The sequence below is a fragment of the Rhizobium azibense genome (assembly GCF_004342325.1).
In the GTDB taxonomy this organism is placed as follows: Bacteria; Pseudomonadota; Alphaproteobacteria; order Rhizobiales; family Rhizobiaceae; genus Rhizobium; species Rhizobium etli_B.
Map to the genome: position 1 here is coordinate 42,565 of NZ_SMBJ01000014.1, position 15,835 is coordinate 58,399.

The window sequence follows — 15,835 nt, forward strand, 5'->3', positions numbered from 1 at the left end:
TCTCAGCCGCCCGGTTTCCAATCCGGCGGTGCCAATTCGAATTTCGAGAACTCGAAACCGGGTGCCACCGTACAGCCGACGAGCGTGTATTCGCCAAGCGTTTCTGCCGATTGCCACCAGTTTGCCGGAATGATTGCTTGCGGACGCTCACCATTTTCCAGGTCGATGCCGAGCATCAAGGTTTCGCTTTTTTCGCCGTCTGCGGACCTGTAGAGTGCCAGGGGCGCACCGGCGTAATAATGCCAGACCTCCGCAGCATCGTGAACGCGATGCCAGTGCGAACGTTGGCCGGCTTTCAGCAGATAGTAGATTGCCGTCGAGTGCCCGCGCTCCTCGCCATTGCCATCGCTAAACGTCTGCACGTACCAGCCGCCTTCCGGATGCGGCTGCATCGAAAGCGCCTCGATAATCTCGTCGGGAGACATTAGAAATTGTCCTTGCGCCTGCGGATCTCGGCAAAGACTTCCTCGTTCGTCTTGCCTTCCATCAGGAGGTTGCGGCGAATGGCGGGATCGGCAGCGCGAAGAAAGGGATTGGTTTCCTTTTCCAGGCCAAGCGTCGTCGGGATCGTGAACCTGCCTTCGGCGCGCAGCGCCTCGATCTCCGCAGCGCGCGTCTTCAGCCGCTCGTTGTCCGGATCGATCGTCAGAGCGAAACGAGCATTGGAAAGCGTGTATTCATGGCCGAAATAGATCGCCGTCTCGTCTGGCAGAGCGGCCAGCTTCTGCAGCGAATGCCACATATCGGCGGCCGGGCGCTCCAATAGGCGGCCGCAGCCCAGTGCAAAGAGCGTATCGGCGGCAAAAAGCAGCTTGTCGTCTCCGAAATGGTAACAGATATGGCCGACGGTATGGCCCGGCGTTTCGATGACGTTGACCACATGGTCGCTGAATAGAAAGCTGTCGCCATCGCCCATCGACTTGTCGAGGCCGGGAATTGCCACGGCTTCGTTGACCGGACCGATGATCTCGCAGCCGAATTGCTCCTTCAATGCCAGGTTGCCTTCGACGTGGTCGGTGTGGTGATGCGTGGTGAAGATGTGCGAAATCTTCCAGCCGCGCCTTTTGGCGGCCGCTGCCACGGCCGCCTCTTCGGGCGCGTCGATCGCGGCTGTCAACCCGGACGCCGCATCATGCACGAGAACGCCGAAATTATCGGATCGGCAGAGAAAGACTTCCAGTTCCAGAGGTTTCATTGTCCAAGCGGCCCCTTTCCCACGAACATGTCCGGAATGTAGAGGCCCCGGCCTTGAAGTCCAATCGCCGGCTGATAACATTTATTGCGATGCACACGGATATTGTCGATCTGCGCCAGTTCTATCATTCCGAGCTCGGCCGCCTTGCCGAGCACTCGATTGCCATGGCGTTGTCGTCGCTTTGGGTGCGCCTGCCGCAGGAACGGCTCGTCGGCGTCGGCTACGCCGTCCCCTTTCTCGACCGGTTCAGCGCCGATACCGAGCGTACCTTCGCCTTCATGCCCGCCGGGCAGGGCGCAGTGAACTGGCCGGTGGGGTCGTTGTCGTCGACCGCACTGATCTTCGATGAAGAACTTCCGCTTCCCGATTCGTCCATCGATCGTGTGCTGATGGTGCATTCGCTGGAATTTGCCGAGAGCCCGCGGGAAACCTTGAAGGAGCTCTGGCGCGTGCTTGCGCCCGGCGGGCGCCTCGTCATCGTGGTGCCGAACCGGCGCGGCGTCTGGGCGCGCATGGAACATACGCCTTTCGGCTCCGGGCGCCCCTATTCACGGGGTCAACTCACGCATCTGCTTCGCGAGACCAATTTCACGCCCGGGGCGAGCGCCGAGGCGCTGTTCTTCCCGCCATCGAAGCTTCGCACGGTTCTCAGTCTTCGTCGCGCCTTCGAACGCATTGGCCGCACGCTCTGGCCGGCCTTTTCGGGCGTCATCATCGTCGAGGCACAGAAGCGTCTCTATCAGGGCCTGCCGGTAGCTGCACGGGCTTCGCGCCGCGTCTTCGTGCCGGTTCTTGCGCCGCACGGTGTTCCGACGACACGCAGCCGTTAAGTCTCACTCGACAAAGGCTGCTTTCCGCTTTATTTGCCACAGGGCAATTCCGGCCGGAATTTCCGGCGTTTTTTCAAGGTCGATTCCATGAGCGTTGAGATGAGCAAGCCTGTTCCGCGTCCCGGTATCCTGGATATTGCAGCCTATGTGCCGGGCAAGGAACATGCACCGGGCGTCGCCCGCGTCTACAAGCTCTCATCCAACGAAACGCCGCTTGGCGCGAGCCCCAGGGCAATCGAAGCCTTTCGTGAGGCCGCTGGCCATCTCGAGCGCTATCCGGACGGGCAGGCGATCGAATTGCGCGAGGCGATCGCCGCTGTTCACGGCCTGAATCCGGCTAACATCATGTGTGGAAACGGCTCGGACGAACTGCTCGGCTTGCTCTGCCACGTCTATCTCAGCCCGGGTGACGAAGGCATCATCACCGAGCACGGCTTCCTCGTCTACAAGATCCAGATCATGGGCGCCGGCGCGACGCCGATCGTGGTGAAGGAGACGGATCACACCGTCGATGTCGACGCTATCCTTTCCGCCGTGACAGACAGGACGAAGATCGTCTTCATCGCCAATCCCGGCAATCCAACCGGTACCTATATCCCGGTCAGCGAAGTCCGCCGCCTGCAGGCCGGTCTGCCGAAGCATGTCGTGCTGGTTCTCGATGCGGCCTATGCCGAATATGTCCGGCGCAACGACTATGAATCAGGCATCGAAGTCGTCTCCTCGAACGCGAACGTGGTCATGACCCGGACATTCTCGAAGGTCTACGGGCTTGCCGCACTGCGCGTCGGCTGGATGTATGCGCCTGCCGAGATCATCGATGCGCTGAACCGCGTGCGGGGCCCGTTCAACATGAATGCGCCGGCGATTGCCGCCGGTGCGGCGGCGATCCGCGATCAGGCCTTCGTTCAAGAGGCGACCTCCTTCAATCAGATGTGGATCGAGAAGGTTACCGGAGCGTTCGAAACGATCGGTCTAAAGGTTACGCCGTCGGTGACCAACTTCGTGCTCATCCATTTTCCGGATGTCGACGGCAAGCGCGCTGCCGATGCCGACGATTTTCTGACGAGCCGTGGCTATATCCTGCGGGCGGTTCGCAGCTACGGATTTCCCAATTCACTGCGCATGAGCATCGGCCCCGAAGAAGCCAATCGCGGCGTCATCGAAGCGCTTGGCGAATTCATGGGACGCCCGGCATGACAGCGCAGTTTGATCGCATCGCGCTGATCGGCATCGGGCTGATCGGCTCCTCGATCGCCCACGACATCAAGCGGCTGGGGCTTGCCAACGAAGTCGTCGTTGCAACGCGAAGTGCCGAAACGCTGAGGCGTGCCGAGGAACTGCAGCTCGGCAGCCGCTATACGGTTTCGTCGGCCGAGGCCGCCAAGAATGCCGATCTCGTTATCGTGTCCGTGCCGGTCGGTGCCTCGGAAAGTGTTGCCAAGGAAATAGCAGGAAGCGTGAAGGCGGGCGCGATCGTCACCGACGTCGGATCCACCAAGGCTTCGGTCATCGCGCAAATGCAGCCGCATATGCCGCCGCATGTGCACTTCATCCCCGGCCATCCGCTGGCCGGTACGGAAAAATCCGGTCCCGACGCCGGCTTCCCAGGCCTTTTCGAAGGCCGCTGGTGCATCTTCACGCCGATTGCGGGTACGGATGAGGGCGCGCTCAAAAAGCTTCGCAAATTCTGGGAAAGCCTTGGCTCCAAGGTCGATGAGATGGACGCCGACCACCACGACAAGGTTCTCGCCATCGTCTCGCACCTGCCGCACATCATTGCCTACAACATTGTGGGCACGGCCGACGATCTGGAAACCGTGACTGAATCGGAGGTGATCAAGTACTCCGCCTCGGGCTTCCGCGACTTTACGCGCCTGGCAGCCTCCGATCCGACGATGTGGCGTGACGTCTGCCTGCACAACAAGGATGCGATCCTCGAAATGCTGGCGCGCTTTTCGGAAGATCTTGCCTATCTGCAGCGGGCGATCCGCTGGGGCGAGGGCGACAAGCTTTTCGAGCTCTTCAGCCGCACTCGGGCGATCCGCCGCTCGATCGTCCAGGCAGGCCAGGATGTGGACACGCCAGACTTCGGTCGCCCACATGCGCAGGATACGAAGACGAACTGAGCCTCAGATCGGTGGGATCGTACCGAGCGGGATGAAGCCGCTTACGGTGGCATTGCCGCGCTGAACGACGAGGTCGACCGAAACCCTGTCGCCGCCGACTGCGAGCGCCTTCAGAAGCTTGGCGGCGGTATCGACGGTCTTGGCGATTTCCGGGAGGGCCTGTTTCAGGCTGTCGCGCCAGGGGCCGAGTTGCTCGATCTCCAGCTTGAACTTGCCGGACAGAAAGCCTTGCTCATCGAAGGAGAAGGGCCCTGTCAACGTCATCACCTTGCCGTCGCCGATATCGGCCACGGCCTTGCGCAGCTCTCCGCTTGCTCCATAAAGCCCCTGCGGATCGCTGCCGTCGATCATTCCGCCTTTGCCCGCAAGGGTGATATCTGCGCTCGCCGAGAATTTGGGGAAGACCTGCGGCCAGTCCTTGATCAGGGCATTTGCATCCCGCAGGGAGAAGGCACCGTCGAGATCGCCGGCATTCTGGCGGAGGTGGACTTCCGTGCGTCCTGCATCGACATTGACCGTTTGTCCGGTATGGGACGACACAGCGATTGCCTTCAGTCCGTCGATGACCATGGAGGTACGGTCGATGCCGTTAAGCCTCGTTACCAGGCTGGATTGCAGGTTTTCCCACTGCGCCGAGATCGAAAGGCCGTTTGCCGTGCGGATTTCGGCCGGCGAATCGAGTTCCCAGACGATATGGCCCGGCGCGTAAACCTGCGCTGCGGAACGAAGTTCACCAAAGGAAGCCGAGACGCCGTTCGTGTTGTCGTCCACACCCACCTTCGAGCAATAAAGGCCAATGCGGAACGGGTAGCCGCGAAAGTCGATATCGGCGCATTCACCGCTGACGCCGGCCGTGCTGCGCGGCGCAATAACCTTCAGCACGGTCTCCTTGAGGTGGGCGGCTGCGTAAAACCAGCCGCCGGTATAGATCGCGATAACCAGAACGATGCCCAAGCCGAGCAACCAGAATTTTCTGCCGCTGCCGGATTGGCTTGACGCTGCCATGATGGATCTCCAATGGTGAATCGCGAATGGGAATTTCGGTCTGGCGTGCGATATGGACGAATTTTGGGTATTTGGCTACGGATCACTGATGTGGAATCCGGGCTTCGAGTTTCTTGAGCGCTCTCAGGCTCTCGTTTACGGCTACCGGCGATCGCTATGCGTCCATTCCTGGGTTCACCGCGGGACGCAGCAAAATCCAGGTCTCGTGCTGGGCCTCGATCGTGGCGGCTCCTGCCGCGGCATAGCATTTCGCGTGGCCTTGGAGAGGCGGGACGAGGTGATGGACTATCTGCGCGCCCGCGAGCTCGTCACCAACGTCTATCGGGAGCGGCATGTGCCGCTATCGCTTCCCGGCCGACGCAACATCAAGGCGATTGCCTACGTCGTTGATCGCGACCACGCTCAATATGCTGGTGCACTCGATGCCTCGGCAGCTGCGCGCATGGTGCATGGGGCAAAAGGTCGATCCGGTTCGAACGACGCCTATGTCTTCAATACGCTTTTGCATCTGAAGGAGATGGGCATTCGCGACCATTGGCTGGAGCGGGTCGCCGGCGAGGTCGAGCGGTTGCGGGCCGCTTAGGCGGAAGCAGCCGTTGCCTTCCGCAACTGCGCAAGCCTCTCGACGGCGCTCGCCGGCAGTGGCAGGTGCGGATTGCGCGCAACCGTATCGACCAGAAGTTCGTCGCTCGCCTTTTCGGTCACCTCGATCAGATGCTCGAAGAATTGATCCGGATCCATGCCCGGCGGAATGGCAGGCAGGATGCGAACCTTGAAATGGCCGGGACGGCGCACGGCGCTGCGGCGCGGCCAGAAAAGGCCGGGATGCATGGCCACCGGCACGACCGGAATGCCGAGATCCCGATACATGCGGGCAATGCCGTATTTGTAGAGCGGTTCTGCGCCCGGGGGCCGCCGTGTGCCTTCTGGATAGATGATCAGTTGCCGGCCTGTCGCAAGCTCTTGCTTGGTGCGCTTCAGCACCTCGACCATCACCTTGCCGCGTGCGCCGCGATCGACCGGGATCATGCGCTGTTTCTTCGCATACCAGCCGAACAGCGGGATCCACATCAATTCGCGCTTGAGGATGTAAACCGGGTCTTTCAACCAGGGCAGCAGTGCATAGGTGTCCCAGAAGGACTGGTGCTTGGGGGCGAGGATGTAGCTGCCGTCCGGCAGGTTCTCTAGGCCGTCGATCTCAAAGGTCGTCCCGACGATCTTTTCCATCAGCCAATGGTTCGAAAGCGCCCAGTTCTTGGGAATTGCATAGGCGGTCTTGCGGGGCGCGACGAAATAATAGGGCGAAAGCACGATCATCCGGATGATGAGGTTGGCGTAGAAGATCGTATTGAAGAGAACGGAACGCAGGGCGATCATGAAATTTTCCAAAGCCAGTATCCGCGAAAACGGCGGGCTGGACCTGCCTACACGATAATGGCTTTCATAAAAAGCGCTTGATGGAAATCAGCCCGGGCCCGTGATGCTTGCCGAGCGAAGGCCGGGATGGCGCCCGAAGCCGGTGATGTTGCGCGCCCCTGCCAGAAGCACCTTGGCATATTCGGCGAGCATGACGCGAAGCGCATTTGGATCGGTGAACCAGGCCCTGGTCTTCAAGTCGGAATTGACGACCGGGTAGGGGATGAACTGGGTTTCGGCATCGACATAGGCGAGTTCGGCGAGACTGCGTGGCATGTGGTAGTTGTTGGTGACGATCAGAACGCTCTTGTAGCCTTTGGCATGGATCCAGTTTGCAGCTTCCTGCGCATTGCCGATCGTGTCGATCGCGTCATAGCCGATGTCGACGCAGCAGTCGAAAAGATCAGCGGGTGCCGATGTGGTTTTGCGAATCTGCCCCGGCGTTGTCGACGGGTGAACGCCCGATATCAGCAGCCTCCTGCCCGCGCCCTTCTCAAGCAGTTCGACGGCCTGATCGATGCGCTGATAGCCGCCCGTCAAAACGACGATGGCATCGGCTTTCGGTTCGGCCGGAGGTTTCAAGGTGGTTACGGAATCGGCAAACCGCAGGAAGCCGACGAAAAGCAGCGCGCTTGCCAGGACGAAGGCGAAACCGCCCCATCGCAACATCCGGCGCAGCGGACCACGACGCAGCGTTTCGACGCCGTAGCTGGCAAGCGCCGGGTCGGGACGAATCGGAGTGCGTCTAGTATGGCCCATGGTCATAAATCGTGAATATATAGAGATTGCGGCAGGGAACAGACACTTTCGTGGCAAAAAAGACTGAGCCGTTCAATTCGCGATGCCATCGCTTCGCGTCGGATCGGAGCGCAGCGTATCGATTTCGTAGATCGTGCGCATCACCGTCAGTCGCGCTGTGAGCGTCGTCAGCAATGCAATGACGATCATCGTCGCAAAGATGCCGAGGTAACCAAGGGCTCCGACCGAGAAGGTGCCGAAGAGAGCCGTCGCTTGATCGGTCTGCGGCGTCGCAATCGTTCGGCTCTGCAGGAAGCCCGCCGCCAAGAAAAAGAGAGCCGCCAAAGCGCTGCCGATTGCCGATCCCTTGAGACTGATCTTCAGGAAATGCTTCTGGAACTCAGTCGCGACGAAGGAGCTTTCGGCGCCCACGAAATGCAAGACCTCGACGATATGGCGGTTGCCGGAAAGCGCGCCACGTGTCGCAAAGACGACCGTCAGCACCATGGCGATGAAGACGAGCAGCAACACGCCGGTGCCGAGCATGACAGTCGTATGCGCCATTGAAACGAGGCGATCGACCCATGTGCGGTGATCGTCCAGCGAGGCCTGAGGGATGCTCTCCTTCAGCAGTGAGCGCATCGCGTCAAAATCGGGCGGGTTCGTCTCGTCGATGGTAATAATCACCAGGCGGGGGACGGGGAGCTCCTTGATGTCAAGGCCGCTGCCGAGCCATGGCTCCAGCAGACGGGCCGTTGCCGCGTCATCTAAGATCTGGCCGCTTTTGGTGCCGACAAAGGTCATGGCGATATCGCGTGCCTGCGTCAGCGCCTTTTCCATATCGAGGCCGTCGTCCGGCTTGATCTGGATGGTGATCTCGCGGGAGATCTGGCTCTCCCAGCTGGCCGCTGTCGAACGCACCATGCTGACGCCGCCAAGCGTCAGGCAGGCGAGGAAGGCCATGATGGCGATGACGACGGTCAGTGCGTTGCCCTGGATATTCGAGGGCGGAAGGATCGGCGCCGTTGGCCGCACGCGCATTTCCGCCCGCTTCTGCTGTGCTTGGGCGGGGCTTTGCGCGCGGTTTTTTGATGCGGGCTCAATCATAGACGTCAAGATGCCCTTCCGAAAGGATCATGCGGCGGGCTTCCACCTGGTCCATCAATGTCAGATCGTGAGTTGCGATCACGACAGCTGTACCAAGGCGGTTGAGTTCGAGAAAGAGGTTCAGCAGGCGGCGTGCCATCGGCGGGTCGACGTTGCCAGTCGGCTCGTCGGCAAGCAGAACCTCGGGCCGGTCGATCAGCGCCCGGGCGATTGCCGCGCGCTGTTTCTCGCCGCCTGAAAGCACCGGCGGAAGCACATTGATGCGCTCGCCCAGCCCCACCCATTTCAGCAGTTCGAGCACGTCTGTCTTGTAAGAGCTCTCGTCCTTGCCGCGTACGCGAAGCGGCAGCGCGACATTCTCATAGGTCGTGAGATGATCGAGCAGGCGGAAATCCTGAAAGACAATCCCCACGCGGCGGCGAAGCAGAGGCAGCTCAGGCCGCGGAATGTCGGAAATGTCGCGTCCGAACATGCGGATCAGACCTCGTGTCGGCTGCAGCGACAAAAAAAGCAGGCGCAGAAGCGTCGTCTTGCCGGCGCCAGACGGACCTGTCAGGAACTGAAAGGACTTTTTCGGAATATCGAAGGTGAGGTCCCGGAGAATCTCCGGGCCCATGCCATAGCGCAAACCGACATTCTCGAAATGGATCAACGGGCAGCCCAGTCTTTCATGGTTTCACGCCATCGACTTGTTAACCAACACCGTTAACAATCAGTGAATTTCGTCGGAAAGATGCCTGTTTGAAGGCAAGCTTAGCAATACATTAACCATTAAAATTTACGACTGGGCAGGATTCGTTTCAATGCCGGATTTTCGCCGTGCACTGAAACCATGTGGAGATGGGAGAGACCGTCAACATGGAAGCATCCACCTTCAGGCGCCGCGCACCGGGCAACGCCTACGATTTCCTGCCGCCGGAGCCTGCCGCGCGTCAGCCCCGCTATCCTGGCCGCCCGGCTGATGTCGCCGATGCCGAATTCGTCGTTATCGGCAAGCCCAGCCCGGGCTTCAATGCCAAGAGTTTCAATGACAATCGTAAGCGGGCTGCTGCCAAGTTCCCTGCCGCGCCCACGGCTTTGTCGAAGGCGAATATCTTCTTCGCGATCGCAGAAGAATGGCTGCAGCAGGCGTCGCAAAAGAGCTTCATAGCCCTGGTCTTCATGCTTTTCGTTCTCGTTTTCGGCCTGACGGGCGGTTTTTCCGGCCTGGCGGGGAGCGATACGGTCGCCTCGACCTCGCCGTTGCACTTCACCCACGTCACGATCGCGCCGCGCGAGGCAAATGGTATGCGCATCCTGGTTATCAACGGCATCATCGAAAACGGCAGTGGCACGACACAGACCGTGCGGCCGATCCGTGCCGATCTGATGAGGGGCGAGCGACGGGTGGCGAGCATGGTCATCGCCCCGCCCGCAGACGTCATCTATGGTGGAGAGAGCCGCGGTTTTTCGGCACGCGTGCAGCACTCTGGCGGAAAAATGCCGGAAGTCCGGCTTTCGTTCATGCCCTAGAGCGCATCTTTTCGAGATGAAGGTGGCCCGCCCTCGCGAAAAGCAAAATTCAGGCTCTATGGATTGGCCGAAGCCGAGCCCCACGCTTGGTGAGGGCGAACCACAAAAAAGAATAGCGTCGATTTCATCGGCTTGAATACGTCGACGCTAAAGATTTCAGGATGCGGTCTTTACACGACATCTCTTCGGAGTTGGGGCGACAGTTTCCAAGTGGGCAGCCAAGGCCCAAAGTGAGGGCATCTAGACGACGGCTGGCATGCACTTATGTGCCTTGTTCAACAGCTTCACGTCATGTGCTTCGTCATCGAGGCCGGAACGAAAAGTGCCATGACCAAAGAGCCTGCAATCGAACATAAGAGGGTGTTTCTGGCCTTCTTATGTGCTAACGGCTTACCCTTCGTTTCATGGAGCTAGCCGTAATGCCTGTCGTGCGCGGAAAAACTATCGAGCCGCTTTTCACTGCCGAACAGATTGCCGAGCGCAATCACGAGATGGCAAAGCAAATCGCTGCGGGTCCGACAAAGGACCTGCTCGTCATTGCCGTGTTGAAGGGGTCGTTCATTTTCGCCGCAGACCTCATCCGCGCTCTACACGACAGCGGGCTTGCGCCCGAAGTCGAATTCATCACGCTTTCCAGCTACGGCACCGGAACTGAATCTAAGGGCGTGCGCATCGTCAAGGATATCGACAGCGACGTGAAAGGCCGCGACGTGTTGCTGATCGACGACATCCTCGAATCCGGCCGCACGTTGCTTTTTGCCAAGGAACTTCTCTATGAACGGGGCGCGCGCAACGTCAGCATCGCCGTGCTGCTCGACAAGAGCGTCAAGCGCAAAGAAAAGCTCGAGGCAGACTATGTGGGTTTCGAATGCCCGGACTACTTCGTCGTCGGCTACGGCATGGATGTCGCCTATGCGTTCCGCGAGCTGCCCTATGTCGGCGTGGTTACCGGCGACGCCTGACCTCACCGATGATAAGACGGGTTGTTAACCATCCCTTCCATCGCTTTCCTCCGTTTACCGATCGCAAAGGAACGCCGTGCAATTTCCGTTCCGGGGCATGAAGACGGAGCAATGCAGATCATGGCAAAAATTCTGATCACGGAAGACGAAGATTCGCTTCGCACTTTCGTCGCCCGCGCCTTGCGCCTTGACGGTCATGAGACCGACGAAGCAGCCGATGGCGCCGAGGGGCTGGAGAAGCTCAAGGTCGGGATCTACGATCTGCTGCTTTCGGATATCCGCATGCCGGTCATGGACGGCATCGAGCTTGCGCATCAGGCGAAATCGGCCTTTCCGGCACTCAAGATCCTGCTGATGACGGGCTATGCCGAACAGCGCGAACGGGCCGACGACCTTGCAGAAAAGATCGTGGACGTCGTCGAAAAGCCGTTTGCACTTCCAGACATCCGAAAGGCAGTTGCCCGGGCGTTGGCTGCCTGAGACGGGCTGAGGAGCTTCCCGCTTTCCATTCCCCTTCTCGTCACAGGAATTCAGTCCTAGTGCGAACGCTCGCGTTCAGCATCGTTTGAAAGAGAAACGCCTGCACCCAAGGACTTGGCTGGCGCATCCAAGACCAGCTAATGGATATCCAGCAGCCGTTCCAGATAGCGCCGCTCCATTTCCTGCGGCGGGTTGTTGCCGAGCTTTTCACGGATTGCATCCAGGATTTCACGGGCGCGCTGCACGTCGATTTCGTCGGGTACCTTCACTTGGTCGCCGAAATCCGGGCCTTCTGCGCGACGCGGACGACCGAGCGGATCGCGACCGTTCTGGTTGCCCTGGCCCACCTGACCTTGTGGCCCTTGGCCTTGCTGGCCCTGTTGCGCCTGCATCATCTGGTTCATCATGTCCCGGGCGCCCTGGCGCAATGCTTCCAGCGCGCGCCCCTGGCCCTGGAGAGCCGGTTCGCCGCGGCCCTGGCCGAGTTCGCGCCCGGCACCTTCCATTTCGCGCTGTGCCTGACCAAAGCCCGGGCCGGGCTTCATACCCATCTCACCAAGGCCTTTCTGGAGTTCGCCGAGCTGCTTGCCAAGCGCATCCTGCTGGGCTCGGAGCTGTTTCAACGCGTTGCGCAGTTCTTCCTCGGTCATCTGCTCGGAAGGTGACTGCCCCTGCTCGCCGTTCTGCCCCTGCTGCTGGTCCTGCGGCTGGCCATCTTGGCCTGGCATCATCTGGTCAAGCAGCGGATCGTTCATATCCATGTTCGGATCGCCGCGCTGCATACGGTCCTTCAACTGTTGGTCCAGCTTGAAGGTCTGCTCCATCAGCTTCTGCTGGTCGCGCAATATCTGGCCAAGCTTGTCCATCTGCTGGCGCATCTGACTGTTGTCGCCCTGCTGCTGCTGGCCCTGTTGCGGCCTGCCGGCCTGCAGGTTGTTCATCATGCGCTGCAATTCGGAAAGCATCTGCTGAGCGGCATCTCGGTTGCCTGAACGGGCGAGATTCTCAATCTGGTCCATCATGCGCTCCAGATCCTGCTGGCGAATGATGTTCTGCGCGTTCTGGTTCGGCTGCATCGGCGCATTCTGCATGCGCTGAGCCAGTTCCCTCATATATTCGTTCATCGCCTTGCGGAGCTCGTCCATGAGCTTCTTGATCTCCGGGTCCGGCGCATTGCGCTGAAGCGCGTCTGCGAGATTCTGCTGGGCGTTGCGCAGGTTGCGTTCCGCAAGCGAAAGGTCGCCGTCCTCCATGCCGATCGCGATATCCCAGAGATAGTCGGCCGTATCCTTCAACTGCTCGTCGCCCTTGGCGAGCTTCATGCGCGTCTGCGCCGATTGCAGCAGCAGATAATTGGTGAGCTTGGGAATCGTTTCTTCAGGACGGATCGTCAACGCCTCGTTGAGAGCGATCGCTTCCGGCATCTTGCGGGTATCGAGGGCGAAAACCTGGCGTTCTTCCGCAACGGCTGCGGCCAGCGGCTCATTGAACGGCCGCGACGGCAGCGTCATTTCATGCGGCGGGCTCCGGCCCGTCTGGCCGGCGGCATCCTTGGCGACCAGCGTAACGCGTACGCGCTTTCCGGCCAGCGGATGTTCGGTCAGGTTCTTGCTGGTCACGGCCTTGGCATCACGTGCGTTGCGGCGCGGAATGTCCAGCCGGAAATCGGGCAGTGGATAAAGCGGCGTTGCCTGCGGATCGGAAGCCATCGGCAGGATTTCTGCACGTGCCTCCTGCACGCCGTAATCATCCTTCACCGTGAAGCCGATTTCCAGCGCCCCGTTTACGCTGGGTTTGGGCAATCCGTCGAAAGCAATCTCGGGCGCCTTGTCGGGAATGACGTTGAAGTTCCACGTGCGGCCATTGACGAGCAGCGCACCGTTTTCCTCAAGCTTCATCAAATGTGTCTGTGCGGCAAGTGCCGGGGTGGCAGGAGTCTGTGGCTTCGCCTGGGGTGCAGCATCGGGCTCTTGATTAGCCTTTGCCTCGGAGGCGATTTCCTGTACCTCGCCGCTCTCCTTCCGGAATACCACCTTTTGGTCCGTCTGCCCGCCGCTGACGCGAACTGTCAGGTTCGAGAACTGCGGAACGTTGATCGCCTGCTCCGTGCCGGTTGCCGTCAGATAGACCGGAGCGCGGCTGGTATAGGAGGGCGGGGTGACCCATGCGTCGATACGCACAGCCGGATTGGTCGCTGCCGGCGCGACGGGCGGCTGCAGCGCGTCGGTAAGTGAGCCGCCGTTGGTCGAAAGCGAGTAACCGAAGGCCGTGACGACAAGCAGGGCCGGGATGGCACGCAGAGCGAAACGGTCGTGGGTTGCGATGTCCGGGCGGGGAAAGCCAGTGTCGAGGGCTGCTATCTTCTTCGCCATCCGCATCTGATGTTCGCGCCAAAGCGCCCTTGCAAAGGGCGTGTCGAAGGCCGGTTCGTCTTCCTGCACAGTCACCGGCTGATGCGGTAGGCCGTTGCGCTCCTCGAGCAGGCGGTCGGCTTCGGCGGTATCGGGCCAGCGAAGTTTGCGAAATGGGACGAGTGCGCCGAGGAAGGCGATGCCGAAGGCAATCAGCAGCCCGACGCGCATGAAGTCAGGAACGGAGCGGAAGAGGCCGAACCAGGACGCTGTCAAATAAAAGGCGATGACGGAAAGAACCGGAACGAGCGGTGGCAGGACCTGCTCGGAAACAAGGACCAGGCGCGCAAAAAATCGCTTTACCGCTACAAGCCTCGCCAGCGAGGGCCGAAGGGCAAATGCACCACGTCTGTGCCTGTGGGGGCTATTCGTCAATCCGGTCTCCGCCATTTGATCTGGAGTGACAGAGCGCGCTTCCGGCGCTTTCTGGGCAACATGCTCGCATGACGAAAGGATAACACTCTTTGTGGCGAAGGCGAGGGCAGGCGGCCGGCGAAGCCGTTTTTTCACCTCTATTCGCCAAAAAGTGATGAGGTCGTCACTCGATCCAGGCGGGTACGGAGTCGAGGCCGATCAGTTCTTCATAGGTGCGGCGGGGCCGAACCACATGGAAATCGGCACCCTTCACCAGAACTTCTGGCACCAGCAGGCGGCTGTTGTAGGTGCCTGCCTGCACCGCGCCATAGGCGCCGCCGGAACTGACTGCAAACAGATCGCCCGGCTTCGGCATCGCCATCTCGCGATCGAGCGCCAGGTAGTCCCCGGTCTCGCATACCGGGCCTACGATATCGGCTTTGATGCGCGGCGCATTTGCCGCCGAGATCACGACTGGCCGGATTTCGTGCCAGGCGTCGTAAAGCGTCGGGCGGATGAGATCGTTCATTGCCGCATCGACAATGACGAAGGTCTTTTCTCCACCGTCCTTTACATAGATGACTTCGGTAACGAGGATGCCGGCGTTACCGACGATCAGGCGGCCCGGTTCAGTCACGATCTTGCAGTTCAGCCCGCGGAGTTGGTTCTTGACGATCGCCGCATAGGCGTCCGGCAGCGGCGGCGGAAGGTTGTCTTCCTTATAAGGAATGCCAAGGCCGCCGCCGATATCGACATGATGGATGTCGTGGCCATCGGCACGTAGCGTGTCGACCAGTTCGCGCAACAGCTTGAAAGCATCGTCGAAGGGCTGCAGCTCGGTGATCTGGCTGCCGATATGCATGTCGATGCCGGTGACTTCGATACCAGGCAGCTTGGCGGCTTGCGCATAGACGGCGCGAGCGCGTTCCCAAGAAATGCCGAACTTGTTTTCCTTCTTGCCGGTCGAGATCTTCGAATGCGTCTTTGCATCGACGTCAGGATTGATGCGGAAGGAGACCGGCGCCTTCTTGCCGGCCCGGATCGCGCGCTGATTGAGAATCTCGAGTTCCGGTTCGGATTCGACGTTGAAGCAGTAGATGCCGGCCTGAAGCGCGAGATCCATCTCCCCGGGCGTCTTGCCCACGCCGGAGAACATGATGCGGCTTGCCGGAATGCCTGCGGCAAGCGCGCGGCGCAATTCACCTTCGGACACGACGTCGATGCCGGCGCCGAGATTGCCGAGAGTCTTCAACACAGCCTGGTTCGAATTCGCCTTCATCGCATAGCAGACCATGGAGTCGATATCGCTGAAGGCTTCTGAAAAGACCCGGTAGTGGCGCTCAAGCGTTGCGGTCGAATAGCAATAGAACGGCGTGCCGACGGCCTTGGCGATCTCCGGAACGGGGACGTTCTCGGCGTAAAGGATGCCGTCGCGATATTCGAAGTGGTTCACGGGAGGCGCCTATCAGAGCAAAGGATCGAGAAGGAATGGTCTGTCGACGGTGCCTGGCTGTTTCGTCGACTTCGATACATCGCCTTCCTTCGTTGCCATCGCGCTCGGCGGGTCGAGATCGCCTTTGCGCCCGCATCCGGCAACGGCAAGGCCGATGACGGCAAGGACGACCGTCAGGCGGATGGGGTGCGGCAAGCTGGTCTGCATGGGATTCCTCTTGGAGCGGCGCTGATGGACATCTTCATA

At 60.1% G+C, this 15,835-nt stretch carries 17 protein-coding genes; 7 read left to right on the forward strand and 10 right to left on the reverse strand.

Translation table 11 applies throughout. The features are described from left to right. Positions 1-2 precede the first annotated feature (2 nt). A complete protein-coding gene (locus EV130_RS28415) occupies positions 3-425 on the reverse strand; it encodes a cupin domain-containing protein (RefSeq protein WP_132662364.1) in 423 nt (140 codons plus the stop codon). Then, a complete protein-coding gene (gene gloB / locus EV130_RS28420; RefSeq protein ID WP_074062697.1) occupies positions 425-1,195 on the reverse strand; it encodes a hydroxyacylglutathione hydrolase in 771 nt (256 codons plus the stop codon). Before gloB ends, EV130_RS28415 begins: the two co-directional genes overlap by 1 nt. Positions 1,196-1,248: 53 nt before the next feature. On the opposite strand from gloB, the gene EV130_RS28425 reads away from it, so the two are divergent. The 3 genes from EV130_RS28425 to EV130_RS28435 all read left to right on the forward strand — a co-directional run bounded on the left by EV130_RS28425 (position 1,249) and on the right by EV130_RS28435 (position 4,151). Beyond that, on the forward strand, positions 1,249-2,025 hold the full coding sequence (locus tag EV130_RS28425) for a class I SAM-dependent methyltransferase (protein WP_074062696.1): 777 nt from the start codon (positions 1,249-1,251) through the stop codon (positions 2,023-2,025). 87 nt (positions 2,026-2,112) lie between these two features. Continuing rightward, on the forward strand, positions 2,113-3,222 hold the full coding sequence (gene hisC / locus EV130_RS28430) for a histidinol-phosphate transaminase (RefSeq protein ID WP_132553918.1): 1,110 nt from the start codon (positions 2,113-2,115) through the stop codon (positions 3,220-3,222). Beyond that, the gene (locus tag EV130_RS28435; protein WP_081377125.1) at positions 3,219-4,151 is read left to right on the forward strand and encodes a prephenate/arogenate dehydrogenase family protein; all 933 of its coding nucleotides are present in this window, start codon (positions 3,219-3,221) and stop codon (positions 4,149-4,151) included. The genes hisC and EV130_RS28435 overlap by 4 nt, the downstream gene beginning before the upstream one ends. A 3-nt stretch (positions 4,152-4,154) precedes the next feature. Here EV130_RS28435 and EV130_RS28440 read toward each other — a convergent pair whose 3' ends face one another. Beyond that, the gene (locus EV130_RS28440; RefSeq protein ID WP_074062695.1) at positions 4,155-5,156 is read right to left on the reverse strand and encodes a DUF2125 domain-containing protein; all 1,002 of its coding nucleotides are present in this window, start codon (positions 5,154-5,156) and stop codon (positions 4,155-4,157) included. Between the two features lie 52 nt (positions 5,157-5,208). Between EV130_RS28440 and EV130_RS28445 the strand changes: the two genes are divergently transcribed. After that, positions 5,209-5,739: a gamma-glutamylcyclotransferase gene (locus EV130_RS28445; protein WP_074062694.1), complete on the forward strand. Its 531-nt coding sequence runs from the start codon at positions 5,209-5,211 to the stop codon at positions 5,737-5,739. On the opposite strand, the gene EV130_RS28450 is transcribed toward EV130_RS28445, so the two are convergent. The 4 genes from EV130_RS28450 to ftsE form a co-directional block, all read right to left on the reverse strand. After that, positions 5,736-6,533, reverse strand: coding sequence for a lysophospholipid acyltransferase family protein (locus EV130_RS28450; RefSeq protein WP_132662366.1), 798 nt, complete (start codon positions 6,531-6,533; stop codon positions 5,736-5,738). The genes EV130_RS28445 and EV130_RS28450 overlap by 4 nt on opposite strands. Positions 6,534-6,620: 87 nt before the next feature. Next, positions 6,621-7,337: a YdcF family protein gene (locus EV130_RS28455; RefSeq protein WP_074062692.1), complete on the reverse strand. Its 717-nt coding sequence runs from the start codon at positions 7,335-7,337 to the stop codon at positions 6,621-6,623. A gap of 66 nt (positions 7,338-7,403) precedes the next feature. After that, positions 7,404-8,417: a cell division protein FtsX gene (locus tag EV130_RS28460; protein WP_074062691.1), complete on the reverse strand. Its 1,014-nt coding sequence runs from the start codon at positions 8,415-8,417 to the stop codon at positions 7,404-7,406. Continuing rightward, entirely contained in the window at positions 8,410-9,069 is a 660-nt protein-coding gene (gene ftsE / locus EV130_RS28465; RefSeq protein ID WP_074062690.1) for a cell division ATP-binding protein FtsE, read from the reverse strand. The genes EV130_RS28460 and ftsE overlap by 8 nt, the downstream gene beginning before the upstream one ends. Before the next feature lie 206 nt (positions 9,070-9,275). On the opposite strand from ftsE, the gene EV130_RS28470 reads away from it, so the two are divergent. From EV130_RS28470 to EV130_RS28480, 3 genes are all read left to right on the forward strand, one after another. Next, positions 9,276-9,929 carry a hypothetical protein gene (locus EV130_RS28470; RefSeq protein ID WP_074063357.1) on the forward strand — a complete coding sequence of 218 codons (654 nt, stop codon included), beginning with the start codon at positions 9,276-9,278 and terminating at the stop codon, positions 9,927-9,929. Positions 9,930-10,348: 419 nt separating this feature from the next. Then, entirely contained in the window at positions 10,349-10,891 is a 543-nt protein-coding gene (gene hpt / locus EV130_RS28475) for a hypoxanthine phosphoribosyltransferase (RefSeq protein WP_132662368.1), read from the forward strand. Between the two features lie 120 nt (positions 10,892-11,011). Further along, positions 11,012-11,371 carry a response regulator gene (locus tag EV130_RS28480; RefSeq protein WP_074063356.1) on the forward strand — a complete coding sequence of 120 codons (360 nt, stop codon included), beginning with the start codon at positions 11,012-11,014 and terminating at the stop codon, positions 11,369-11,371. A gap of 137 nt (positions 11,372-11,508) precedes the next feature. Here the strand turns inward: EV130_RS28480 and EV130_RS28485 are convergent, their stop codons facing one another. The 3 genes from EV130_RS28485 to lptM form a co-directional block, all read right to left on the reverse strand. Then, complete coding sequence (locus tag EV130_RS28485) at positions 11,509-14,172, reverse strand: TIGR02302 family protein (RefSeq protein WP_132662390.1); 2,664 nt, start codon at positions 14,170-14,172, stop codon at positions 11,509-11,511. A 148-nt stretch (positions 14,173-14,320) separates the two neighbouring features. Further along, the gene (lysA, locus tag EV130_RS28490) at positions 14,321-15,589 is read right to left on the reverse strand and encodes a diaminopimelate decarboxylase (RefSeq protein WP_132662370.1); all 1,269 of its coding nucleotides are present in this window, start codon (positions 15,587-15,589) and stop codon (positions 14,321-14,323) included. Positions 15,590-15,601: 12 nt separating this feature from the next. After that, positions 15,602-15,796, reverse strand: coding sequence for an LPS translocon maturation chaperone LptM (gene lptM, locus EV130_RS28495; RefSeq protein ID WP_074063355.1), 195 nt, complete (start codon positions 15,794-15,796; stop codon positions 15,602-15,604). Positions 15,797-15,835: the final 39 nt, after the last annotated feature.